The sequence below is a fragment of the Pedobacter sp. genome (genome assembly GCF_037719805.1).
Lineage (GTDB): Bacteria > Bacteroidota > Bacteroidia > Sphingobacteriales > Sphingobacteriaceae > Pedobacter.
The window spans coordinates 60,662-87,035 of the sequence record NZ_JBBJLZ010000001.1; the positions used below are offsets into that span (position 1 = coordinate 60,662).

Annotated in this window: 23 protein-coding genes; all 23 read right to left on the reverse strand. The window is 35.7% G+C overall.

Annotated features, from left to right (window positions below):
* Positions 1-10: 10 nt before the first annotated feature.
* The 23 genes from WKF66_RS00280 to gmd all read right to left on the reverse strand — a co-directional run bounded on the left by WKF66_RS00280 (position 11) and on the right by gmd (position 26,303).
* The gene (locus tag WKF66_RS00280; RefSeq protein ID WP_489672396.1) at positions 11-1,324 is read right to left on the reverse strand and encodes a nucleotide sugar dehydrogenase; all 1,314 of its coding nucleotides are present in this window, start codon (positions 1,322-1,324) and stop codon (positions 11-13) included.
* Positions 1,325-1,339: 15 nt separating this feature from the next.
* Positions 1,340-2,959 (reverse strand): gliding motility protein RemB, encoded by a 1,620-nt coding sequence (locus tag WKF66_RS00285; protein ID WP_489672397.1) that lies wholly within the window; start codon positions 2,957-2,959, stop codon positions 1,340-1,342.
* Between the two features lie 14 nt (positions 2,960-2,973).
* Positions 2,974-4,917, reverse strand: a complete 1,944-nt coding sequence (locus WKF66_RS00290; protein ID WP_489672398.1) for a polysaccharide biosynthesis protein — start codon at positions 4,915-4,917, stop codon at positions 2,974-2,976.
* 136 nt (positions 4,918-5,053) lie between these two features.
* Entirely contained in the window at positions 5,054-6,016 is a 963-nt protein-coding gene (locus WKF66_RS00295; RefSeq protein WP_489672399.1) for an MraY family glycosyltransferase, read from the reverse strand.
* 16 nt (positions 6,017-6,032) lie between these two features.
* On the reverse strand, positions 6,033-6,947 hold the full coding sequence (locus tag WKF66_RS00300; RefSeq protein WP_489672400.1) for an NAD-dependent epimerase/dehydratase family protein: 915 nt from the start codon (positions 6,945-6,947) through the stop codon (positions 6,033-6,035).
* Entirely contained in the window at positions 6,944-7,759 is an 816-nt protein-coding gene (locus WKF66_RS00305; RefSeq protein WP_489672401.1) for a glycosyltransferase, read from the reverse strand. The genes WKF66_RS00300 and WKF66_RS00305 overlap by 4 nt, the downstream gene beginning before the upstream one ends.
* Positions 7,760-7,766: 7 nt before the next feature.
* Entirely contained in the window at positions 7,767-8,876 is a 1,110-nt protein-coding gene (locus WKF66_RS00310) for a glycosyltransferase (protein ID WP_489672402.1), read from the reverse strand.
* Positions 8,877-8,979: 103 nt separating this feature from the next.
* Positions 8,980-10,080 carry an EpsG family protein gene (locus WKF66_RS00315; protein ID WP_489672403.1) on the reverse strand — a complete coding sequence of 367 codons (1,101 nt, stop codon included), beginning with the start codon at positions 10,078-10,080 and terminating at the stop codon, positions 8,980-8,982.
* On the reverse strand, positions 10,080-10,922 hold the full coding sequence (locus WKF66_RS00320) for a glycosyltransferase family 4 protein (protein WP_489672404.1): 843 nt from the start codon (positions 10,920-10,922) through the stop codon (positions 10,080-10,082). Before WKF66_RS00320 ends, WKF66_RS00315 begins: the two co-directional genes overlap by 1 nt.
* Before the next feature lie 203 nt (positions 10,923-11,125).
* The gene (locus tag WKF66_RS00325) at positions 11,126-12,118 is read right to left on the reverse strand and encodes a CgeB family protein (protein ID WP_489672405.1); all 993 of its coding nucleotides are present in this window, start codon (positions 12,116-12,118) and stop codon (positions 11,126-11,128) included.
* Positions 12,115-12,987 carry a glycosyltransferase family 2 protein gene (locus WKF66_RS00330; RefSeq protein WP_489672406.1) on the reverse strand — a complete coding sequence of 291 codons (873 nt, stop codon included), beginning with the start codon at positions 12,985-12,987 and terminating at the stop codon, positions 12,115-12,117. Before WKF66_RS00330 ends, WKF66_RS00325 begins: the two co-directional genes overlap by 4 nt.
* A 5-nt stretch (positions 12,988-12,992) precedes the next feature.
* Positions 12,993-13,853, reverse strand: coding sequence for an SGNH/GDSL hydrolase family protein (locus WKF66_RS00335; RefSeq protein ID WP_489672407.1), 861 nt, complete (start codon positions 13,851-13,853; stop codon positions 12,993-12,995).
* 59 nt (positions 13,854-13,912) lie between these two features.
* Positions 13,913-15,148 carry an MBOAT family O-acyltransferase gene (locus WKF66_RS00340; protein WP_489672408.1) on the reverse strand — a complete coding sequence of 412 codons (1,236 nt, stop codon included), beginning with the start codon at positions 15,146-15,148 and terminating at the stop codon, positions 13,913-13,915.
* A 212-nt stretch (positions 15,149-15,360) separates the two neighbouring features.
* A complete protein-coding gene (locus WKF66_RS00345) occupies positions 15,361-16,329 on the reverse strand; it encodes a glycosyltransferase family 2 protein (RefSeq protein ID WP_489672409.1) in 969 nt (322 codons plus the stop codon).
* Positions 16,330-16,341: 12 nt separating this feature from the next.
* Complete coding sequence (locus WKF66_RS00350; RefSeq protein ID WP_489672410.1) at positions 16,342-17,079, reverse strand: SDR family NAD(P)-dependent oxidoreductase; 738 nt, start codon at positions 17,077-17,079, stop codon at positions 16,342-16,344.
* 5 nt (positions 17,080-17,084) lie between these two features.
* Positions 17,085-17,315 carry a hypothetical protein gene (locus tag WKF66_RS00355; RefSeq protein WP_489672411.1) on the reverse strand — a complete coding sequence of 77 codons (231 nt, stop codon included), beginning with the start codon at positions 17,313-17,315 and terminating at the stop codon, positions 17,085-17,087.
* Between the two features lie 2 nt (positions 17,316-17,317).
* Positions 17,318-18,349: a 3-oxoacyl-ACP synthase III family protein gene (locus WKF66_RS00360; RefSeq protein ID WP_489672412.1), complete on the reverse strand. Its 1,032-nt coding sequence runs from the start codon at positions 18,347-18,349 to the stop codon at positions 17,318-17,320.
* Complete coding sequence (locus tag WKF66_RS00365) at positions 18,336-18,992, reverse strand: acetyltransferase (RefSeq protein WP_489672413.1); 657 nt, start codon at positions 18,990-18,992, stop codon at positions 18,336-18,338. Before WKF66_RS00365 ends, WKF66_RS00360 begins: the two co-directional genes overlap by 14 nt.
* Position 18,993: 1 nt before the next feature.
* On the reverse strand, positions 18,994-20,076 hold the full coding sequence (locus WKF66_RS00370; RefSeq protein WP_489672414.1) for a DegT/DnrJ/EryC1/StrS family aminotransferase: 1,083 nt from the start codon (positions 20,074-20,076) through the stop codon (positions 18,994-18,996).
* Positions 20,073-21,506, reverse strand: a complete 1,434-nt coding sequence (locus WKF66_RS00375) for a lipopolysaccharide biosynthesis protein (protein WP_489672415.1) — start codon at positions 21,504-21,506, stop codon at positions 20,073-20,075. The genes WKF66_RS00370 and WKF66_RS00375 overlap by 4 nt, the downstream gene beginning before the upstream one ends.
* Before the next feature lie 50 nt (positions 21,507-21,556).
* The gene (locus WKF66_RS00380) at positions 21,557-22,654 is read right to left on the reverse strand and encodes a lipopolysaccharide biosynthesis protein (RefSeq protein WP_489672416.1); all 1,098 of its coding nucleotides are present in this window, start codon (positions 22,652-22,654) and stop codon (positions 21,557-21,559) included.
* 18 nt (positions 22,655-22,672) lie between these two features.
* Complete coding sequence (locus WKF66_RS00385) at positions 22,673-25,144, reverse strand: SLBB domain-containing protein (protein WP_489672417.1); 2,472 nt, start codon at positions 25,142-25,144, stop codon at positions 22,673-22,675.
* A 22-nt stretch (positions 25,145-25,166) separates the two neighbouring features.
* Entirely contained in the window at positions 25,167-26,303 is a 1,137-nt protein-coding gene (gmd, locus tag WKF66_RS00390; protein WP_489672418.1) for a GDP-mannose 4,6-dehydratase, read from the reverse strand.
* Positions 26,304-26,374: the final 71 nt, after the last annotated feature.

A 26,374-nucleotide genomic window follows, 5' to 3' on the forward strand; every position in this document is an offset into this window, starting at 1 on the left:
AGCTACTTATTTAGAGTCTAGCGTCTGCAAATTTGCGGTCGATGAAAGATTTGATATCGAAAATTACTGCGCCCTCGTCTTTATAGGACTGGTAATCGATATTGAGAAATTCGTTGTGCGCTACGGCAACGATAACAGCTTTATAGCTTTTAAGGCTAAGTTTCTGCTCCAGTTTTATGCCATATTCCTTATAAACCTCCTCATGATTGGCCCAGGGGTCATAGATATCAAGGTCAAGACCGAATTGAGTTAATTCTCTGTGAATGTCGATTACTCTGGTATTTCTGATATCCGGACAATTCTCTTTGAATGCGAAACCAAGGATCAGGACCTTTTCTCCTTTTACCTTATCTCCTTTTGCAAGGATCAATTTGACCACTTTGTTAGCGATAAAGATGCCCATGTCTTCGTTCACTTTCCTTCCTGATAGGAGAACCTGGGGAACATAGCCTACTGCATTTGATTTATAAGCGAGGTAATAAGGATCGACCCCTATGCAGTGCCCCCCTACTAGTCCGGGTTTATATTTAAGAAAGTTCCATTTGGTACCTGCAGCCTCCAGGACGTCTGAGGTATCTATGTCCAGCCTATCGAATATTAGCGCCAGTTCATTTACAAAGGAGATGTTGACATCCCTCTGGGCGTTTTCAATAGCTTTAGATGCTTCTGCTACCTTAATACTTGGCGCAAGGTGAGTTCCTGCAGTGATAATCTCGCCATATAGTTCGTTAATAAACCCGGCAATTTCAGGTGTGGATCCAGAAGTGACCTTTTTGATCTTAGTTAGTGTGTTGACTTTATCCCCGGGGTTTATACGTTCTGGGGAGTATCCACAGTAGAAATCCTGGTTATACTTCAGTCCGGAAAGCTTTTCAAGTACTGGCACACAGATTTCTTCCGTGCAACCTGGGTATACTGTTGACTCGTAGATCACAATGTCGCCCTTTTTTAAAACAGTGGCCAGCATTTCGGTTGCTGTTATTAAAGGGATGAGGTCTGGGTTCTTGAAGGCGTTAACAGGTGTTGGAACGGTGACGATATAGATGTTGTTGTCAGCAAGAAGGGTACTATCGGCTGAGAGCGTGAGACCTGCGTTTTCTTTACCTGCGTTGTCACTATCTAAAACGTCTTTGAGTTGTAAGACTTCTTTGAGCATTTGAAGATCCGCCTCTTTGGTGCTATCAGTATTATCTAAAAGCTCGGATACCCGATTTTGGTTGATATCAAAACCAAACACAATATGCTTTTTTGCAAATTCGATGGCTAAGGGAAGTCCAACATAGCCCAAGCCTATAACAGCTATCTTTTGAGTTGATAATGACATGCGGGTAAAGTTAACCTAAAAATCCTGATACAGGTTTCTGAAGGTACTTCTTAGTCCGAAAGTGATGAGTTGAGTGTTCTTGGCTCCTGTATCTTCCCGGTTCTCTCTTCTGTAAACCCCTCCAACCTCTAACCTCAAATTGTATTTAGGGTTCAACAGGTAAGAGGTTTTGAGCTCAGCGAAGTATAGGTTGGTTTTTACGCCTTGGCCTACGAAGTTGCCGTAATCGTTAGGATGCGTATAGTTATCTAGAAATACGCTTTTACCATAATTTAAATTATCCTTATCAAGACCGTACCTTGCATAAGTACCTTGTCCCTGGAAGTCAAATCGTTTATAACTGTAGTTCAAAATACCCAAGAACTCTCTGAAGTTTGCACCCAGTGGATGAGCAAGGGGTTGATTCATGCCTGAATATCCAGAAATGCGCTGGTAGTGTGCGTAAGTATAAGGCCTGGCTGTATTGAATTCTGCAAGATAATTTAAGCTTTCCACCTTAAATAAGTCAGATCCTCTTACACCGATCTGGGCTGCCCACTTGTTTGCCCAATACCCATTTCCAGAAAATACTTCTTTGGCAGTAAACTCATCAAACATGAACTGACCATAGATAGTCGTCTTTTCCAGAAGCTCATATTTGGTGTTAAGACCAATCCGTAATTTATCCGGGGATTTAACATTGGAACCCTCTATAGGCCTTAAGAAGACAAATGGGTGTACGTAGTTAAAATCGAAACCTCTTTTTCCTTCAGGCTCGGCATCTGCCCAAGTTACTGCTTGAAAGAGACCTAAGGAAAGTCGATTGTTTACATTCCAGTCCAGGTATTGTATGGCGTTCCATTTCCCTCGATCACCTAATCTCCTGTCTGCAGTAAGCTTCGGAGCACCGGGATCTAACATGTAGGCAAAAATAGTTTGGTATTGAACATTACCTAGATTTGCTCTCAATCTTAAGAAAGAATAGTTAGCCGCAACATCTGATAACAACATTGACCGGTAACCATCTCCAATAAAGTTTTTATCGTAGCCTAGCGCAATATTTATGTATTTGCTAGGTGTGTATGAAAGTAAAGCAGTTACATAAGCCCAATCTTTTGTCTTGCCAGTAAATTTGCCAGACATTTCACTCGGAACCACCTGATTACTATCTATGAATTCAGTGATATAATTTGCAAACACTCCTTGGTTTTCAAAACCATTGGTATAAAAGGAGAATTTCTTTCCTATGGTACCGCCAACTTGGAAACCTCTGGTGTTCTTCCAGGTAGTTTTTGACTCCTCAAATTCTTTACCTATTTGAAAATCGGGTAAGAAGTCAGCATAAACGGTATACTCTGGAGTGCTCGTCTGGAACAGATGTTCTTCGGTAACTTTCCTTCTTAACCAGCTTCGTCTGTTAAGGCTATCTGTACCTAATCTCATTAGACTTTGATATCTGCTAGCAAGCGTACTATCGTCAGAATAGAAACCTTTAATTGCAGAGTGAAACCTAGTATTTCGATCGAAGACCTGTTTATTGAATTTCTGATAAAATGAATATGAATAAGGAATGATATTATTGGCAGTTGAATCCTGAGCCTTTGAAGCTGTGTATAACAGCTGAAATGCACAGATTAAGAAAGTAAGTTTTCTCATTTATGTTATATGATTTACAGTTTAGATTCGGTAGAATCTAATTCCTCAAACTTCGAGTTTTGGCTCTTGTACTCGCGAACCAACGTTTTCATTTTAGTAACAACCTGACGATCTTCATTGTTTTTAGCTGAAGCTATTAGCGAATAGACGGCAGTTTCCACCTCTGCAAAGACGTATTCCCTTACTTTTCCAATCATGATTTTCTCATGGTGAGTAGGCATGGTATTCTCGTTATCGTTCAATAACTCTTCGAATAGCTTTTCTCCTGGACGAAGCCCAGAGTATTCTACTTTAATATCTTGATTAGGAATTAATCCGGCAAGCCGGATCATTTTATGAGCCAAATCAATAATCTTAACAGATTTACCCATATCAAACACAAAGATCTCCCCACCATTACCCATACAGCCGGCTTCTAGGACTAAACGACAGGCCTCTGGAATAGTCATAAAATATCGGGTTATGTTTGGATGTGTAACTGTGATAGGTCCGCCTTTCTCAATCTGCTGCTTGAATCTTGGGATTACAGACCCATTAGAACCTAAAACATTTCCAAATCTTGTAGTAATAAAGCGAGTGATTGGCTTAACATCCAACTCATTTATATAGCTCAAGCCATTCTGGAAAATGTGGCTATCAGCACTTAAAGAATTGTTTAGTGATTGTACATAGATCTCAGCTATCCTTTTTGAAGCGCCCATAACGTTTGTCGGGTTGACCGCTTTATCTGTTGAGATCATCACAAATTTACTGGCTCCATGTTTAACTGCTTTATCAGCAATAGTTTTGGTTCCAAAGACGTTCGTTTTAATGGCCTCACAAGGATTGTCCTCCATCATAGGAACATGCTTATAGGCAGCAGCGTGGTATACGTAATGTGGTTTATAAGCTTCAAATAAACTTTCCATACGTTTTTCATCACGCACATCTCCGATGTAAGAGAGGAAATTTTTGTTTTTATGATTTTCCGTCAGTTCAAGATAAAGCTCATGAAGTGCCGTTTCCGACTGATCGTTTAAAATGATGAGACCGACTTCAAACTTCAATAATTGGCGAACAATTTCGCTCCCAATTGATCCAGCAGCTCCAGTTATTAGAATTCTTTTGTTTTTTAGTTCCCTACCAATTCCATCGATGTCAATATTGATAGATTTCCGGTTTAGCAAATCTTCAATGTTTATATTTTGGATTTGAGCAGTATTGAGCTGTCCGTTAACCCAGACGTCAGGTGGGGGTATGTTTAAAACTTTGATGTTATTCTCCAGGCAGACGTCTACAATTTGATTTTTTCTTTCTAATGGAATCGTATAGGAAGCAAAGATGATCTCATCCAATTCATGTTCCACGATAAGATTGATCAAGTCCTTTGCGCTAAGGATTCGAATGCCGTCTATACTTTTCCCAACCTTACGTTCATCATCGTCAACGTAGGCTACGATATTCTTGTTGACTTTATTGTCATGGTCAAAAGTCCTCTTAGTGGCAACACCTGCTTCACCCGCTCCATAAATCATGACACGAACCTTGTCTAACTTTAAGTTTTTGATGTAAAGAAAGAAGAATTTGACAAGAACTCTATAAGTGATAAGAAGTAAAAAACTTGCTAAGCCGTTTACGACTAACGTGCTGCTCGAAATATACTGAGGTGACTCAAAAGCGACAATTATCATATTGACAAAGAAAAATATGCCGTTACTAATTAGGACAGAAAATAGGATTCTAATACTGTCTTGAGCACTAGTATACCGAATAATACCAGAATAAGTTTTTACATTAAAAAATACAAAGCTGTTGATTAGAGTAAGAATCAGAATGTTTCGGCTAAATTCCACGTAATCCATAGTGGACAAGTCGAAATTATACCTAATTAAATAGGCAACAGAGAGCGACAACATACAGATCAAAAGATCTAGAATGAAAATAATCCAACGAGGAACTATGTTGACTTGTGTAAACAATTTTTAAATATATAATTCACAAATGTATACAAATTTCATGCTATTTGTATAAATAGCATGAAAGGATTAAAACTACATCTTAACGAATAAATTCAATTCATTAAACTGAAACATAGTATCCAAGCTTCGCTAAAAATTATTTCATTAATCGTGATGACCCCTCTACCGTAAACCTTAATGCTACGAAAGCTAATACAGAGATCATCAGAAAACATGCTCCTTCTATTAAGGAGATTTCTAAAAAGCGGAAAACCAAAACATTAATTAACAGTTGAGCAATGGAATAACAAATAGCGACATACACCTGTGGAATCTTTCTTTCATTGGAGAGATATTGATAGAAATGACTGCGGTGTGCTTCAAAAATATTTTCTCCACGAATTAGACGAAAAATGATTGTGGTAGATGCGTCAAGACCATAGACAAGCAATAATAAAACGTAAATTGGATTTCCCGACGAGACTACCAATTGGACAATAAAAAAAATTAATACGAAAGCTATACTAACACTACCAACGTCGCCTGCAAAGCACCTAGCCTTAGTTCTGAAGTTAAAAAACCCAAAAACTATAACTCCTAAAATTACAGTGATTATAAGATTACCGTCGGTATAATTTATTGCGTATTTATCAATATACCAAAGTGTAACAAGTGCAACAAGAGCATATCCCGCTGTAATTCCATTAATGCCATCCATAAAATTAATCGCATTTATTATACCTATCGCTATTATAACTGCAGAAATAACAAGATAAACATGAAGATACAATATACCAACTTGATGAAAAAGTAGTATTACGGAGATAAGATGGAAAAAGATTCGTATTTTATTACTAACAGGCTTAAGGTCATCTAAAAAGCTAATCAGACTTATAATAATTGCTCCAGCCAGAAAGTATGGATAGTGCAGGTCGAAAAAAAAGCCGTAAACCAATAGACTCATTATGAATATTATTCCTCCACCCCTAATTGTAATATTGGCGTGGGAGCTTCTGTTGTTAGGTTTATCAACTATATTGAAGTGATTTGCAACTTTAAAATAAAGCAGCTCCATAAAAAACAGGATGATTAATATTGAGATTGTGAAAAGGGCACTCATAGCACAGTATAGTTAACTAACATGTTTTTTTAAAAGAATTTGCAGTAAACTCAAGTCCCTCTCTGGAGGAAAAAGGTAAAGATTTCCCTAAGGCAGACGTTATTTTATGATTGCAAACCACATAGCTTTCTGTCAGTTTTGTTAAACGTTCAGTATTAAGGGGTAAGCGGAGTTTATCTCCAATCCTTGCTATCGACATGACGATTGAACGTGGGATCGCCCACAGCTTCGGTTGTTTTCCGTTAGATTCCGCTAAAATTGATACTACTTCGTTAGTGGATAATGCATCACTATCAGAAACGTTATAAACACCAGACACAATATCCTCCTGGCCGATCAATTCATTGATAACAAAGCAAAGATTTCCGATACTAAGAAACGACCTTTTATTTTCAAATCCTGCCAACGGATACGGAATGTTCTTTTTTACAAATTTATAAAGAAGGTTTAAGTTGCCCTTATTACCAGGCCCATGGATCATACACGGTCTGAGTATATAATATGACTTATCTACCGGAAGTGGTTGTGACTGGATGTACTCTTCTGCCATCAGTTTTGATCTCCCATAGTCAGTTCTTGGATTTGCCAGTAATTCCTCCGTCAATATGCCGTCAACTGAATCTGCAGCGGCCTTGACCGAACTCAAAAAAATAAACATTTTTACATCTGAGGCCAGGAATTCATCAAAAATTCTTTTCGTTAGTTCAAAATTAACATGGTGGTACTCCTCCGAATCAGAACTCCCCTTTAAATCATGGGCTTTGCCAGCAAGATGTACAATTGCTATACTGTCTTTGAAGGAATTAAACTCCCCTGCATTCAGCTGTTCGCGACTAATAGATAAAACGTCGCACTTCATGTTTTCTAAATAGCGAGTAAGATTTTGCCCTACAAACCCAGTTGATCCTGTTAAAGTTATTTTTAGTGTCAAAATTGTGCTAAAGTTTTCTTATTCATCGACTTCCGTTGTTTATCGAATAGCCAACCCCATTTGTTAAAATATTTGACTGCTGACGCAATAAAAATTGTGAAGAGTTTTAGGCTCTTATTTGCTCCTCCCTCATAATTATGATAAACCGAAACTTTTGGAAAGTAGAGTGTTTTATATTCTTTATGAATTCTTCTTGATAAATCGAAATCTTCAAAGTACATAAAAAACCTATCATCATAAGTACCCACCTTTTTCACAGCCTCCAAATTCAACAAGGTGAAACAACCAGACAGAATTGGCGTGTTATAAATTTTACTGTTAGAGACACTTCTTAATTCATACTTCGATAAAAATCCGCCGTAAAGGTTAATTTTAGTTCTAAGTTTCCGGCGAAATATCCAGAAAGGTGATGGTAAGAGTTTTGGCAAATACTGAACAGATCCATCAGTATTTAAGATCTGTGGCATAAGCATTCCTACATCACTATGTGATTCCATATACTCTATCATTGGTGTAATTACATCTTCATAAAAGTAAATGTCTGGATTAACGATAAAATGGTATTCAGCACCTGATGCTGTTGCTAGTTCTAGAGCAATATTATGTGCTGCTCCAAAACCAGGATTTGATGGGTTGTGAACATAGACTACCCTTTTATCATCCTTTATAGATTCGTAAAGATCATTCTTAGGAGAATTATCAATTACATATAAGGTCCAGCGAGTGCTTGTTTTGTATAATGACCTATAGACCTTTTCAAAATCGTCTACGGAAATATTATAGGTAACAATAGATATGCTTATTTTCGTCAATTGGTTGTTATTTAGGTTGCAAAAGAAGTTTAAATAAAGCGGACCAATCCTTTGCAAAGGGTTCCTCTATTTGAACGGACTTATGAGAAGTAAAAGTAGCTGTTTGTAATATAATATCCTTCATGTAATTCGCTAAACTTACCTCATCATCAGGCTTAAAAAATAAACCAAAATCATAGTTCCCTAAGGTCTCATGCGCATACTCCAGCTCGGCAAGTATTATTGGTTTATTAAATTGCTTAAATTCTGAAATCGGCAAGCCCCAACTCTCTAATGTTGACGGAAAAATTAAACAATCACATTCCGAATAATATGAATATACTTCCTCCCGAGATATTTTACCGATAAACTTAATTGCATTTAGATGTTGATAAGTGCGATGAATATCTTTTGCATATTTATTTTCACTGCCATCAATAGTAATAGTAACATTGAAATTTGAATACCCTTGTGATTGAAGCAGACTTACTGCCTTGCAAATCACTTGAATGTTTTTGAAAGGCCTAGGAAGAGTAGGATAAAAAAAATTTATAATTTGCTTTTTAACTTGACCTTCAGACTTAACAATACTTAGATTACTAATTTGCGGGGGCGCAACTATAATATTTAAGAAATCCAGACCAAACATTTTTTTAAATTTAGTTTTCATCCAATTCTGTTGCACGATCACATATCTATTTTTTCGTATGTTTATACTATACAAAAACTTATAAAATAAAGTAAAAAAGAACACAGGCGGTTGATAAACTAAATCGCTTAATACAATTTTTTTAAAAGGTGTGGCATTATGACAATAAACAGCGCGTACATTAGCATTGACATTTGATGAAATATCATTCAAGGACAGCCATAGGAATGGCATAATCTTATTGGAGAAAGACTTGTAATAAAAATATTCGTAATACAGTCTGTGAAAATAACTGTTACGAATATCAGGAATGACAATTAGTTCCACATTCCTAATATTTTTAAAATCTTTGGGATCATGTATTAAAGCTATAACTTTGTATTCATTACTTAAAGTTGCATCAGCATAGGATAAACAGTCCTGCATAATAGAAAGTGTGCCTCCGCTGAATAAATTTGCTCCGCTAATTACAATTGTCTTTTTTTTCATATAATGTTCCACTAATGTACTTTATAGATTTTCATAAGGTATCTTAATTTATCACTCCCAATTAAGGGCTCATGCTAATTAAATAAAACTTAGTAAGTATTTATTAGTAATATCTGTTATAATCTTTGTTTATAAATATGCCTTTATATGGTACAAACAAGTCGGTATATTGTGCAATAGATTGTTTAAAATAGAAAATAGCTAAAACAAATAGTACCATCCCAAGAATTAGTTTTTCTTTAGCTGTTTTAAATAATAACAACTGACAACTCAGCAGAATGGGCTCAAACATATTAAAATAAAGACTTCCCCTACTGACTAGAACCGTTAATGAAGATGAAAATAAAAAATATATAAATATTCCAAGCATATAAGAATTCAACATCAAATTATAGTGAGGGAGCTTCTTCTCCATACGATCTCTACTAAATAAAAATATTCCGACATAGATTAGTCTTTTAATTAAACCGGCAAAGCTAACGCCGTATTCCATCGCAAGTTCTTTTCCTCCTTCCAGGTAGAACAATATTTTGTCACTTATTCCGCCAATACCTCCTAATATATTGAAAGCTGAAGCAGGGATTGCTGTTTTACCTAATAGAAATGAAAAGATTACCAATCCTAGCATTAAGTACATGTTAACTCTTCTGTTCAGGAAATAGAGAAAAATACATATTATGGCAGTGGTATGAAAGATAGATGCTATTACCAAAAAAAATAGGTAGATCCATACTTGCTTCGATAAAATATATCTAGTAGAATAAAGAATCAGTGCGACAGCAATTAATTGTCGATGGGATCCCATAACACCCATACTAAACGAGTAAAATAATAGAATGGCTAATAACCCGTATGGAGAAAGTCGACGAAGACCTTTTAAGATAAAATAGTAATAGAGAATAGAATGAATAATTAAAAGCATTGTGTAACTCGAAGAAAAGAATTTAGATGCTAGACATAATAGACTATATCCATACTCCATCCCGGTATATAATGGCGAGGCAGATTCAAAATCACTCAAGCCTTGAAAGTGCTCATAATAAACCCCCCAGTCTGTTCCCGTTTCCCAGCGCAAGCCAACCTGTAGTACAAGAATTATATAAACGACCAAATAAAAAACATAGGTGACCTTCTCAGATACACTGTATATCTCAATGGCAGCAAGAAGGCATAATAAAATATAAGTAAGAATATATATATCCACTAAGTAATACTTTGGTAAAGCGTGCGAAACATATCTAAAATCAAATGGCTAGAGAAATTTTGATCATAATACTCTCTAAATTTTAGTCTAGGTAGATTCTTAAAACTTTTTAACTTATGTACTATTTCTTGCGTAGTGTTATTTGTTAAAAATGATTGATCAATAATTACCTCTGGAATTGCACATACATTTGATGCAATAACAGGCTTATTAAATAAATACCCTTCAATAATAGGCAGTCCAAAGCCTTCTCCAAATTCAGCAAGCACTAGCACTAGATCGCATTCATGATATAAGTCGATTAAGGTTTCATCTGTAACATAACCAAGAAAAGTAATATTTTTTATATCCTTCTCTACTACTTGAGTTCTATATTTAGTTAATAATGGACCTTTGCCAGCTACTATAAACTGAACGCCGCAATCAACAATTAGTGGTGCAACCTCAAGAAGTAGATCAAATCTTGCTCTAGCTTCAATACTTCTTACGCATAAGACTTTTAAAGCTTTATTATTAATTCCTAATATGTTTATAGGAAGTAAGTCTGCATATCTTGACTCAAAATGAGAAGTGTTGTAAATAATAATAGAATTCTTCCAGGCTACTGGATATAGACTTTTAGATTTTGTAAATTCTGATATAAAATGAACCATTCTAACCTTGCAATAGACAACTCTTTCAACCAGAGAGTATAAAAACAAAAATTTATGGTTTGATGTTTTTGCTTGATAATACATTCCATCATGTACAGTTAAAATATCTGTTTTAGCTAAGTAAACAAATGACAATAACGGGCTATGTGAATGTATTTTTATAAGCTTTTTCTTCTTAAGTTTAAACAAAAGAATGTTCAAATACAAAGGCCACAAAAACGTTTTTTTCACAGAAAAGCATATGAAGTTCTGATGTCTGTATATTGAATTATTCCCACCTAAATGTATATAATATCTGTTCTTAAATTCAAAAGCCGTTGATTGGAACTCAATAACATTCTCCACACCACGCTTATGTTCCAGAAAGGAGTTGTACCCGAGATAAGTAATGTTCATTTAAAAATTATGTCTAACATTTGCTGGACACGTATATCGTATGTATGATGTTTCAAAAAATGCTGCCTTTGAGTTTCAGCCATTTCTATTCGTAGCTCAGGCTTCTTTAAATAATACTTTATATGATCGATACCCTCACTCATATTATTAAAAGTGAATTTTTTTGAATCAATTATCGAATACTCATCTACGGTCGACTTATAGTCACAGATTTGAAATCCTCCGCAACCAGCAATTTCGAAAAACTTACAGTTGACTGAATTTATCTCTGCAAAATGAAAATTATTGAACACTAATTTTGATCCAACTAACACCTCACTTTTTCTTGTGCCAGTAATCCATTCGTCTCTAAAATATTTCTTAAGCTCTGGATCAGGATTTTGATTACTACCAAACATAGTTATATTCAAGCCTGCATTAATCAGTTGCTTAACCATATTAGCTCTATAAGGATATATACTTCCGAAAACTAAAACATCAATATTTATTTCATTCTCCAAAGAAAGTTTCTCTCTAAGTGGTTTCATATGGATTCTTTGATTAAATGCTTCAGGCAGATAGTAGGCGTTTAAGCCAGCCTTCTGAGTCATAAAATTTGAGATAAATGGATCTTTGGTGAAGTAAACGTCGTAGCCCGAATAAAATATCTGTTGCTTTTCAAAGGTAGTTAATTGATCAGGATTAAGCTGAACGGTAGGAACACCTGGCAATGCAGATTTTATTTTTTTTATTGCAGAGCTTGGAATAAAGCGGTAAGTGCAAATTACAAGATCAGGCTTTGACTCAATGACAATAGTGGATAATTTCCCAAAGAGTATTTCGACATATTTTGGAACAAATTTTGAAAACCAATAATTATACAAATATTTTATATGAATAATATCGGACATGTCTACCTGAGTCACTTCATGACCTAGGGTTTTAAGTGCATCCGCGGTGTGGTACTCTAAAGAGTCAAAGTCTTTACTCCCGATTATCGATATTCTCATCGTAAATTAATTTTATTAAAACTCGATCCCAAATAAATCAAAAAATCTTTAAAACTATAAGCGGATTTAAATAGTAATAAAAAGCTCGTCAGAAAGCTTAAGACTCTAAAAGAAAAATATTCAATTGTTGGTCGATTTTTTTTAAAAAATCGGAAGGCGCTTTCTCGAACTATCAACATTTTCTTTATGCTGTGATTTAATGACCTGCCTTCTAAGTGAATAATTTTCGGTTCAGGTATAACTTTTCGGGAATACCCAAGTGTATCTATTCTCAATTGTAAGTCGGATTCTTCGTAGTACATGAAATATTTTGGATCAAATGCTCCTACATTTGAAAACACCTTTGCGGGAATAAACATATCAGCACCTAAAACATAATCTACATCAAAAGGTGAATGCAAATTAATAGAAGTATCATGTTTAGAATTTAACAAAGTGAAATATGATTTAAAATGATTTTTAAGGTTAGGGAATGCTCCTCCATAACCATTTATATTTAGCTTTTCATCCATTAATAAAGCCCCTAAGCAGCCAATCTTCTCGCCCTTATTTTTAATCATAAAGTCATGGAAGAACCTTATAGCATTATTTAGCAATATAGTATCAGAGTTTAAGAAAAACAAATATTCTCCAACACTATGTTCAAATCCCACATTATTAGCTCCGCCGAAGCCAATATTTTTTGGGAGTTCTATGAATTTTACATCTGTATAACGGTCGTTAAAAAAATCTTGAGAACCATCTGTGGATGCATTGTCGACAACGATTATTTCATAAATCAATTTCGAAGTCTGGCTAATTATTGACGCTATACAATTCGAGATTAATTCCTTTGTGTTATAATTAACAATTATAATTGATACATCCATATAAATTAATTTCTTCTAAAAAAACTGTCAATCTCTAATGAAAATTTTCTGGCACCATTGGAATTAAGATGATTATCATTTTTGAAATCTAAAAGACTGTAATGTCCATCATCCGAATAGTCAAAGTAAGGAACGTTAAAATCCCTTTGAATTGTTTTAACTATTTGACTGACTTCAAGTTTCGCATTTCTAGGAATCTTCTCCAAATAGGTATGATAAAGCGGTGGAGTTATTAAAACCACTTTTATACCTCTACTTTGACATAGGGCGATGGATTTCGTCAAAATATCTTTATTTTTAAGTAGAAGCTTTGGCTTATCAAATTCGTGGGCCATAATAAAAGTACTATCAATTATTAAAGAATCATTATGCAACTTTTGAAACCGATCGTTGAAATCATTAGTTATATATCCATACTTATTAATCTCATATTTTCCCGTCCATGGGTTTATATAATCTATAAAAATTGAAGAAAAGAACTTAAAATTAGACATCAAATAAGAATGGTTTTCAATTGAAGGAGAACTAACCTTGTAATACATACTGTACAGATTCGCATAGATATGCCCATTCCAATCATCACTATGAAATTCACTGTAGAAACTATGGTCTGAAATCTCTAAGAACACTATCTTAAGTGCAGGCATTTGACTAACATATTTTCGTAGAAACTCATAATTAATTTCAATTGGTTGGCCTGCAAAAGCAAGATTTGCAGCATTAGGTTTCAAAAACTCGGGATTAACAGCATTCTGCATATGGGATGTTCCCAAAAATAACCATTCAATCTTTTCCCTATTTTGCTCGAAATACTTCTTTTTAATACTAAAAGTAGTCCAATGACTACAGTAGAATTCGACGAGCATGAAGAAAACTGTTAATGGAAGAAGAAATAGAAAAACTTTTTTAAGAAAAAAAATCATAACTAAAATTGAAAGTAAATGAACTGCTGCTCTTTTCCAGCGAAATAAAAGACACAATATATGAGGCCATAATAAAAAGCATATCTAAAAGGCCATTGCCATCTATGGAGAGACTTTTCAATTGCAAACTTGTCTTCTCTTCCAATCCATTCCACTACAAAAAATAAAAATATCAATATTAATAATTTACTTGGTAGAATCGATGGAATGGAGAACAATGATGGGTTAAATATTCCAGATATGTACTCAAAAGCAGTCCCAATATTAGGTGCCCTAAAAAATATCCATGCAAATGTGGACAATAAAAATGTAAAGACCATTGACCTAAATTCCCGGAAATTAGGAAATAACTTGCCATGAGCCACGGTATCTAAATTTCTTCTATTTGTCTTAAATATAATTGATGGCATAATAAATAACGCATTTAAGAATCCCCACATGAGAAAAGTCCAATTAGCTCCATGCCAAAATCCACTGACTATAAATATAATGAAGGTGTTTCTTATTTTAACAAGCATCCCTCCTTTGCTACCACCCAGTGGAATGTATAGATAGTCACGAAACCAAGTAGATAATGATATGTGCCAGCGTCTCCAAAATTCAGCAATATCTCTCGAAAAATATGGAAAAGAAAAATTTCTTAGTAATTCTATTCCAAATAGTTTTGCTACACCTAAAGCGATATCAGAATAACCAGAAAAATCACCATAAATTTGCAACGCAAATAGAAAAGCCCCCAGTGCAAGAGTGCTTCCTGAATATTCGCCACCGTTAAAAATGGTGTTTACAAACACGGCACACTGATCAGCAATCACTACTTTTTTAAACAAGCCCCAAAGTATTTGTCTCAGACCGTCCACCGCCTTTTCGTAGCTAAACGTTCTTTTTGTTTTTATTTGAGGCAACAAATGAGTTGCTCGTTCTATTGGCCCAGCCACCAGTAGTGGAAAAAAGCTTACAAATAAGGAATAGTCAATTAAATTCTTCTCAGCTTCTATCCTACATTTATAAATATCTACCACATATGATATGCCATGAAAAGTATAGAATGATATCCCTACTGGTAAAATAACATTCAGTAAGTGAGGATCTGCTTTATAACCAAAATTGGCTAACATCCCTGAAAATGACGAGGCAAAGAAATTATAGTATTTAAATATACCCAAAAATCCCAAATTGATAATAATACTTAACCAAAACCAAATCTGTTTAGTAGTCTTCTTTTTAGATGCAAACATTTTTAGCCCTGTCCAATAGTCTAGAAATGTCGAGAATGCAAGCAAAAACACGAACCGCCAATCCCAACAGGCATAAAAGAAATAGCTTGCGACCAGAAGCATTAAGTTTTGAAGTCTTAGATTTCGATTTGTAAAAAACCAATATAACGCAAAAACCACTGGAAGAAAAAGCGCAAAACTGAGTGTATTAAAGAGCATATAAAACTTAAATGTTAGGGTTTTTGACCGTGAATGTACGTCTTGTTCAATTTCATTAATAAATTGTATACATTTTTGCTTGAGGTTCCAAATAATAACGGTATCCAAAAAAGTAACTTCAGTTTTAGTGTTCCACGTGTTAACAAAAGTAAGCTCTTTTCTAGTCTATTAAATCTATTCGGATTATCGTCATTTATCGCAAAAAACGTAACATAGGCATTATTATAATATTGTTTAGCTATTTGAGCTTCAGCTCCACAATTCCTTTTAACAAGTTCGTCACACAAATTTTTAAATGTATCCAAACTTTTTTCAACATTACCTTTTGTAGTACTGTGAACTCCACCATAATGAACCCTATAGCATGCCATCGAATCTTTAATAAATCTAAATTTACCGTGAGTAGCATTTAGAACATGAAGTGGCCAGTCTCCAGGATAGCTCCTTAGCATCCAATCCGGATAACTATATGAATTGCGAAATAAAACGGAAACGGTATGTATGAAATTGCCTTTAAGAATATCAAAAATTGTAGTTACTAGCGGGGTAAGTTCATTTATATCAGGTAGGAATGGTTCGATTCCATCCTGATAAATTACATCAACACTGTGAAAACAGGCTGAGTATTCAGGGTTGTCATGCATAAAGTCAACCTGCTTTTGAAGCTTTAATCTATCTGTCCAATAGTCATCTCCTTCACATAATGCAATATATGAACCTTTTGCGTACTTAATCGCATCCATAAAGTTAGGCATCATTCCAATATTCTTGTGTCGCTTTAGATAAGTGATGCATGATCCGTTAGGATGTTCTTTAATAATTTGACTTACTATGTTTTGAGTGTTATCTGGTGAATTATCGTCAGCAACTATAAGTTCCATATCAAAGCTGCATTCTTGCTCTAAAACGGACTCAATTGCTTGCTTTAAAAAAGTCTCATGACCATATGTAATCATGATAGTAGAAACAATAACTTTACTCATTCTAATTTAAAATCATTGTATAGAATAACCTCCATCTATAACTAGATTCTGCCCTGTTATCCATTTCGAAGAATCGGACACTAAAAAACAAATTAAGGGAACGACATCGCATACATTCCCAATACCCAACGGATGCATTTTTACAATTTCATCAACGCCAGTTTCGCTAAGCTGAGCAAATAATTTGTCCGTCATAGGAGTTTTTATAACTCCAGGAGAAATAGCGTTAACTCTGATTCTTCTTTTAGCGAGTTCTAGAGCTGAGGCCCTAACAATACCGAGAATAGATGATTTTGTGGCACAGTATCCAATCTTACCTGGCTGACCAAGTATACCCATCACGGAAGATAAAAGTACTATACTACCAAAGTCATTGCTAAATTTCTTTTTTGAGACCAATCTTATAAGCTCTATTGTAGAAAACACATTTAAATCGAATATAGCTTGAACTTTATCGGGCGTGTGCAATGATAAGGGTAGCGTCTCTTCCATACCAGCACAATGTACTAAACTATCAAACTTACCAAAGGCTTTGAATGAGTCAGTAATCATTTGCTCTATCTCATTAATAAATCTTAGGTCAAACTTTTTAAAAATGAATGAGCTAGGATACTTTTGGATTAAGTTAGATACCCTCTCAAGATTGCGGCCAATGCCTATGACCTTTGATCCGCTTGTTAACAATTCTTCAGCCAGGGCATAACCTATACCTGAAGTAACGCCAGTCACAATTACTACTTTACAATCCATTATAATTAATCAAACTTTTCAGATCCTATAAGATCAATAAGTGAATCCATTGTCGTAATGGACTTCAAATCTGAAGCTGTAAGTATAACATCAAAATTAGTCGCAACGAAGCTCAGCAGAACCATAGCTCCCATCGAATCCCATTCGTTAGTCTTTGTCAGCTCCGTATCCAAAAACAAAGTTTCCTCGAATTCTAGCTCTTCCTGCAATTGGTGAAGAAAATGTTCTTTTTTCATATTTATAAATTTGTTTTTTTTGATAAAACGCCTGCGCACCATGATAATCCAACCCCAAATCCAACAACTAAGATCTTCTCTTCTTTTTCACTATTGACTTTATTTGAATATTCTTTTAAAGCTATTGGAATTGTATTTGAGACTGTATTCCCCGTCTCTGCTAAGTTTATGTAAAATCTGTCAGATGATATTTCAAGCCTTTTCCTAAGTGTATTAAGCATAAATGCATTTGCTTGATGAAATATAAATTGATCTACTTCATCGATTTTAAGCCCGTTACGCTCCAAAGTTTTATATACTAGATTCGGAACAACACTATTTGTGAAATTCAATACTTCAGGTCCATTCATATATAGGTGATTATCTGAATAAATATTGTCCGTACCATATTCAATGTCCAGTGCTTGATTGTCATATGGAAATTTAGCGGCTCCATTTTTAACTATTAATTTGTCCCAGCCAGACCCATCTGTTCCAAAGCAAAAAGTCCCTATACTATCTGATGAGTCACTTGTAATTAAACTTGCTGAAGCTGCATCTCCAAAGATCGATCTGTTTGTTCTATCTTTCGGATGCAAGTATTTAGAATATGTTTCAGCAGTGACAAGAAGTATTGAAAGTGCTTGCCCTGTGTTTATAATAGACTTTGCCAGGCTCAGGCCGTATGTGTACCCTGAACATCCTAGATTATAGTCAAAAGCTCCGATGTCCCTCCTTAAGCCTAGCCGGTCTTGTAGAATACATGCTGTAGTTGGAAGGAAATATTCGGGACTTTGTGTGCAGTATATTATGTAATCAACTTGTTGACGATCAATAGATGAAAAAAGCTTTTCACAAGCTTTAACTGCTAAGTCTAATGCAGTTTCACTATTGTCAACAACATATCTGGATTTAATACCAATTTTCTTTTCAAAGCTAGAGAAATTATAACCAGGGAATTCTGTTGAAAGATCATCATTTGTTAATTTAATCTTCGCATTGACATACTCAATTGCTTGTATTTTTGATCCCATATTGTTTTTAGGCTGTTTCATATGTGATTGGATCCAGTTCCTTTATAATTTTAGCAGGTGAGCCAAGTGCAAGACAATTATCAGGTATATTTTTTGACACAAGTGAACCTGCTCCTATGATAACATTCTTTCCAATAACTTTCCCGGGAAGCACAGTTGTATTTGTGCCAATAAATGAATAATCCCCGATGATACAGCTACCTGAAACATTTACATCAGGACAAAGCTCGACAAAATTCCCAATTTTCACATCATGACCAACTGTACAAGAAAGATTGATTAAGACACCTTTTCCAATAGTAACATCATTAGTAATTACTGTGTTAGTCATAATATTTGCTCCATTGCCTATTAAAGTTCCATAATGGCCGATTCTCGAAAAAGGACTTATGGAGGACGTTAAAATCCCGCCAATTTTTTCAAATTTTTGACATAAACTAAAACGCAGATGAGGATTACCTACACCTAGTGTGAATTCAAACCCAAACTGCTTAAAAAACCTAGAAGCCTCATCTTCAGCTTTTAAAATTTGATAATTGCCAAATAGAGTATTTGGACCATTTGAAGTTAAGTCATCGTAAAACGCAATAACCTCGAGTTGGTTTAATTGGTGGAACACTTCCAATACTTCTTTAGCGAACCCACTAGCACCTACTATTAACATACTAATTGTTTTGAGCTCTCATTAATAATCTACAAATTAAATCAACCTCTTCCATAGATAGATCATGATACAAAGGAAGGCAAATTACGCGACCTGCAATATTTTCTGTTAGTGGCATATTAACCTTTTTTACATATGGTAAAACATTAGAAAGTGCAGGGTAAAAGTAACGTCTAACAAAAATCTCGTGACCCTTCAACAAATTAATGCACCTTTTAAGTAAATCTTCACTTTCTAAAATAATTGGATAATAAGAATAATTTTGACTAGCATCTGCATGCCACAGCTGTTTCACAGCTATAAAACGTTTGAGCTTTTCATCATAACGTTCACAAATATGCTTTCTTTTCACATGAATATCCGAAATATGTTTTAGATTCACCAAGCCCATTGCTGCATGAAATTCGGAATTTTTGCCATTTATTCCTAACTCTTTGAAGGCTTCGGGACCATCAAATCCAAAATTACGAATGTATGCCATCTTTTTTAGTAAATCACTTGACTTCGTAACTAATAGTCCGCCTTCAATTGAATGATATAGCTTCGTTGCATGAAGGCTACATGTTGAAATATCTCCGTATTTGAAAACAGACTCCCCAAAAAGGTCGACCCCAAACGCATGGGCCCCATCATATATGACTTTGAGATTGTGCTTTCTAGCTATTTGCTCTATTGCTATTACGTCACAGGGGTTACCATAAACATGTGTTGCCAATATAGCACAAGTATTGGGTGTAATGGCACTTTCGATTTTGCTAGCATCAATATTGAGTGACTTTGGGTCAATGTCTACAAAAACAGGAATAGATCCTTCCCAGACTATACTACTAGTTGTAGCAACAAAGGAAAAAGGAGTTGTTATTATTTCCCCTTTAAGATTTAATGCTTTCAAAGCAATTTGTAGAGCAATAGTACCATTAGAGACAAACAGAAGATGATCTAACTTTAAATAATCTTTCAATCTTAATTCTAAATCACTATTTAATGGACCCATATTAGTTAACCATTGGCGTTGCCAAATTCCATCTAGGTAGTTGCAATATTCTTCCTGAGGAGGAAGAAAAGGTTTTGTGACAGGAATCATCTTTTGTAAATTATATTTGTAATGTCATTGATACTTTGGAACTTAAAAAACCAAGCTATAGTCAGATAAGCTAATATCCCTCCTATACCTCCAAATGTCAACTGTATCAAACTTGAATAATTAATAGAAAAATATAAGATAAGACTTATAGTAATACCCATAAAGAGAGAAAACAAGAGAATAGGGAAAAGATCTTTTAACTGACTTAGCATATTATATTTCAACATTCGCCCTGCGTAATGAGTGTTAATTAACAATGCAATAGTCGAAAATAATACCTGACCCCATAATAATGCAAAAAAACCGTAGTAAAAAGAGATCAACAAAATCGCACCTTGCAGTAACTTTTTTATTATTTCGAGCTTCAGAAATAGGTCACTTCTCCCTTTCACCTGAAGTACCAAAAGGTTATAAAGATGAATAGGATACAAAATACCAGTAAAACATATGACTTGAAATATAGGCACCACAGGAAGCCACTTTTCAGTAAATAATAGTATTATTAACGGTCGGCCTGCCACGGCCATAAATACAATTATTGGTGAGATAATAAACAAAACCATCAACATAATCTTTTTGTAAGCAGCTCTGAATTGGTCAATGTCATTTTGCATCTTTGAAAATAGTGGGAAAACAACTTTGTTTAATGCACCTGAAACGTTACCGACAGGTAACATTAGAAGTGTATTTGCCCTTGTGTAATAACCCACGGTTGCCGAACTGTAATATCGTCCAATGACAAGTTGATAAATATTGCTGAATATTATATCAAGAACCGCAGAAAAAGTAAGCTTGTAACCATAATTAAAATGATAATAAAATTTTTTACGGTCAAATGTAAGGCGAGGATACCAATCTGACCTTAACCACAAAAACAAACTTGTCACAATTGCATTAGCTAAAGCTGAATATACTAAGCTCCAAACTCCAAATCCCTTCAAAGCTGATACTAACCCAACAATACTGCTAATAACGAGCGCTGGAAATGCTATCAATGTTTGTTTTTTGAATTTCATTTCTCGAGTCAAAATTGTATTTTGAACCGCGCCAAAAGCTGAAATTATAAAAGTTAGTCCGTAAAGTCTAGCTATGGCAATTAGCTTTGTTTGATGGAAAAAATCAGCTATGCTAGGCGCTAAAAGGTATAGTGAAAAGTAAATGATCAAGCTAGATCCAAGGTTAAAATAAAAAACAGTGGAATAGTCTTCATGATCCAAACTTTTGCTCCTAATTAGAGAACTAGTTAAACCGCCTTCAAACAAAGCACTTCCTACACCTATGAATATACTTAACATACCAATCAAACCAAACTCTTCTGGTATAAGTATCCTCGCTAAACATACTGATACCAAAAAAGAAATGAGTTGAGTAGAAAATTGTTGAGAATAACTCCAAATCATTCCAGAGATGGCTTGTTGTTTTAAGTTCATTTTATAATTCCTTTAAACCTGAATGATTTGGACATTAATCCTATTTGATTTTAATCTAAAATATTTTTCAACAATAGTTTCATTGTTAAAAAGAATATGATCAGAAAACCACCTATGAAGGATCCTAGTAAGAGACATTTTAACTTACCAACTTTCTCGACCTGCAAGGGAAATATTGGTCCATCAATTATTTGAATCAATGGAGTTTCTTTTCTTAGTGCAATTTTTGAAATTTCAAGATTTTTTATGAGCTCACCTAAAATCAATTTATTGGTTTCGGCTAAAAACTGAGATTTCTGAACTGGTGCCACTCGTTGAATCTGCCGTGTAGGATTAAGATTAGGTGTTGCATCAACGACAGTCGCTGATGTATAAATAGCACCAAAAAGTTCTGATCGCACTGAATCTACTTTTTGTTGTAAAATAGAAACATTTGCCAACGATTTCTTAGTTTTGGTTTGAATATAGAAATCACTTACATTTTTTACAACTTGCTCATTAAACGCCTTTGCAAACAATTCATTTTCGGATCTAACCTCAGCATATATTACACCTAATTTTTTATCCGGCTTCGACACCTTTAAATAATTATTACTTATATCTTTAATTATATTATTGAGTACACTATCCTTGACACGGGGAAATTTAGCTGCTTGTAGATTCTTTCCCTCGAAACTGATATTTTTAAGAACAGGATTATTTTTCCAGGCATCTCTCAACTTGTTAAATTCTATGAAGTAGTCCACCAAAACAGTACTTCGACCATTAACATTGATAGGGGAAAGTAATGTCTTCTCTATAATTGTTCGAGATCTATAGAGCTCAAGAATATTATCACCCTGAAATATTCCTCCCCCCCCTGAGCCAAGGTCAATCCCAGCAATAGATGCTATGCCAGCAAGCGAACCTAAGTTGCCTCCACCTGCTTTTTCATCCTCTAAGACAAATGTGGTGATCGCTGTAAATATTGGCTTCTTGGTGAAAGCATAAGACAAACCGATAATAGCACCAATTAGCATTGCAAAAAAAATCGAGAGCCATCTTTGTCGCAAATACAAAAACAGTATGAACGCTTTTGATATAAATTCTTTTAGGGAGAGTTCGCCCTCCAAAGGAACATGTTGGTTGTTATTCTTCTTAGATTCCATAATGCTTTAGATGCAGTACTATCTTAACAGACTAACAACAATCGCAGCTAGCGATGCTACTGCCGTTCCTATTCCAATCCATCCCTGTATTGTTAATGGCTCTCTTAGCGCCTTTTTAGGCACTAGAATCTCTGCTCCCGGCATAACTTTTGGATAATTATTGAAGAACAAAAATCTACTTGCTGCTTGTACCGAGCCGTTCGCATATCTTATATGTGTACCCTTTTTATAAGCATCAAAAGTAAATCCCCCAGCACCATTTACATATTGCTTGAAAGTTCTTCCAGGAGAAAAGACGATGCTATTTGGGCTCAACACTTCACCTGTAACCTTCACAGTTTGCAACTGTTTAGGTACCCTCAAAATGTCGCCTTCTTCAACCAATAAATCATAACGGCTTCCTGGTCTCTTTAAAATCCTACTCAGATCAATCCCAACCAAATCAGATGAAATCACCTTCTGACTAAGCGCTGTATTCGTTGTATCTTTATCAGCACCTTCTTGCAACCGTCTCAGATTCAGTAATTTTCTTTCCTCTTCTTCCCTGTTATCAATAGCGTTCTTATCATCTAAGTTAGCTGCCGTTGGCCCAGGTCTTTTTAGAGATGCACCTTCTGTATAAGCCGAAGGTGTCAAGCCGCCAGCTCTCTTCACCAAATCAGATAACCGCTCATTTTTAGAAGTGATAGTATAAACGCCTGGATAAAGCACTTCGCCTTCAACCTTCACCTGGCGCTGGATTTCATATCCTGTTGAATTTCTCACGGAGACGATATCAAATGGCTCAAGCTTGAACGTATCACCTTCTAACTTCAGATTTTGATCAACATTTACTATAAACAAATCTGCAGTCCTTGCCGTTTTAGATAAAGCATCACTGTTTCTGATTCTTCTGGAAATCTCAATTCTATTTGGCGTAGCGCCTTCCTTAAAGCCACCTGCCATCTGTATCAATGCTTCCAAACTTATATTTTCTGCGTAATCAAACGTGCCGGGCCGACGAACCTCGCCTTGAATACTTACTTTATACTCATCTCTCAAGTCAAATAATGAGGAAATGGTAACTCTGTCTTCACGCTGCAAAGCAATGTCAGCTTCCGTACCAGCAAGAATTTTTGCCACATCAAAGGAGATCAACGAAGCCGTATTGTCAGCGTTTAACCTATTGATATACCCTCTATTTAGGAATGCATCCTCAGTCAGTCCCTCTGCTTTAGAGATCAGGCCTTTAAGTGTTAAGCCCTTATCTAATTCAAACTCACCGCCTCTAAACACAGCGCCTGATATTGAAACCCTGTTCGCAAACCTATCTAAGATCTGCTCTACAACGTATTTATCGCCATTTAATGGCCCATAAGTACTAAAGTTTTCCGCAGAAACATCTGTTATACTTCTTTCCCTATTCGTATTCTGTAAAACCTTGATTTGTGCCGTATATGCCTGGTTACTAAAGCCACCAGCGAAGCGAATCACATCATCCAGGTTCTCACCAGCCACAACTTCAAACAAGGCTGGTCTCTTAACCTCACCAGCTATTTCGACCCTGCTTTGATAGACCGGAATGTTAATTACATCTTGATCCTGCAGACGAATGTTCCCTCTTTGAATTCCATTTAATAGTAAATCATAAACATCAACAGTGGATACAACCTTGTTATTTCTGATTACCTGTATCTTCCTAAATGATCCATTGGTGTTCGGTCCCCCTGAGGCATCCAAAGCATTGAAAACACTTGACAAAGAAGATAAAGTATAAGATCCTGGCTTTATCACCTCTCCGAGAATAGTTACTTTAATGCTTCTTATATTACCCAAATTAACAGCAATACTCGTACGTCCATTTCGCACAGAAGGATAAGTGGACGCTAAACTACTACGAATCTTCGCGGTAGCTTGTTCGATCGATAAGCCACCTACCGACACCGGACCAACATATTGTAAACGGATAGTCCCATCTGGACTAACCTTTAAATCATAATTAACATCATTATCGCCACTTAGATCAATCAGTAATTGATCATCTGGTCCAATAATGTAGCCTCGGGGGGTCGCCATCCTTAAGTTTGGCTCAAATGAAAGGTTGCTCTTAGAGAAAAGCTCTGACCCGAATACCTTCGGCCTTAAATCAGCAAGAACATCAACCTTAATAGTGGAGTCTCTTTGTATATTTCCAGCAGCTGAAGTCCTGCCATTAGACTGCATCGCGTTATCCTTTGAGTCATTAGGGGTTCCAGATCCTGCTCTGATCTTAGCAACCCTAGTTCTTAATTTCGCTACTTCCTCAGGTTTCATTCCCTGAGCAGCTGCCATCTGCTCTAGTTGAGCATCGTTATAACCGACCGACTCTGCACGTTGCATCATCTCCCGAATCTTCGCATCCGAAAGTTCATCAACTCTGACATCCGCATAGTTTGCCTGTGAAAACACAAGCTGGCCAGATATCATTATAATAAAAAATAGAAAGCCCGTAAATGCTCTTTTAATTTTCATACAAGGGTTTAGAGGCGTAAAGTTATTCAAAATAATTGAGTGTTTTAAAACCACTGAGTTTAAGATGTTCATCTTTTTTCATCAAGTTTAAATCAGCTGTGACCATGTCCTGAACTAACGCAGCTAAATCGTATTTTGGTGTCCAGCCTAATTTTGTGTTAGCCTTAGTCGGATCTCCTAAAAGCAATTCAACTTCAGTAGGACGGAAATACTTCTCATCTACCTGAACCACTACAGTCCCTGCTTTTAAATACTCATCATTTAGTCCCAGGCTCAAAACAAGCTCCTGATCAACATCTATAATCACTCCGCGTTCATATTGATCCTTTCCGCTGAATTCAACTTCAATGCCTAGCAATGCAAAACTCATCTTAACAAAATCACGCACTGTAGTCGTAACACCGGTGGCAATCACAAAATCCTCAGGTACTTCCTGTTGCAAGATTAACCACATTGCTTCGATGTAATCTTTAGCATGGCCCCAATCTCTCTGAGCAGAAAGGTTCCCCAAATATAAACAGCTTTGTAAACCCAGCGCTATTTTGCAAGCGGCACGAGTGATCTTACGCGTAACAAATGTTTCTCCTCTTAACGGACTTTCATGGTTGAATAAAATACCATTACAAGCAAACATCCCATAGGCCTCCCGATAATTTACCGTTATCCAATAAGCGTACATTTTAGCAGCAGCATAAGGAGAGCGGGGATAGAAAGGGGTGGTTTCGCTTTGTGGAACAGCCTGGACTAAACCGTAAAGTTCAGAGGTAGAGGCCTGATAAATTCTGGTTTTCTTTTCTAAACCTAATATTCTTAAAGCTTCTAATAATCTTAAGGTGCCAATACCATCAGCATTTGCAGTGTATTCTGGCATTTCAAAGCTTACCTGCACATGGCTCATCGCCGCAAGATTATAGATCTCATCTGGCTGAGTCTCCTGGATAATTCGAATTAAGTTGGTGGAATCAGTTAAGTCGCCGAAATGGAGCTTGAAATTAACTCCGTTTTCATGCTGGTCCTGATATAAATGATCAATTCGATCAGTATTAAAGAGTGAGGAGCGTCTTTTCAAACCGTGAACGAAATAACCTTTCTCTAAAAGGAACTCAGCTAAGTACGCCCCGTCCTGCCCGGTAACACCAGTTATTAATGCAACTTTCATTTAGTCTGATAAAACTTTAAGGGCGCAAACATACAAATTTTTTAAAATTAATTGAAGGAGAACGGCAGGAG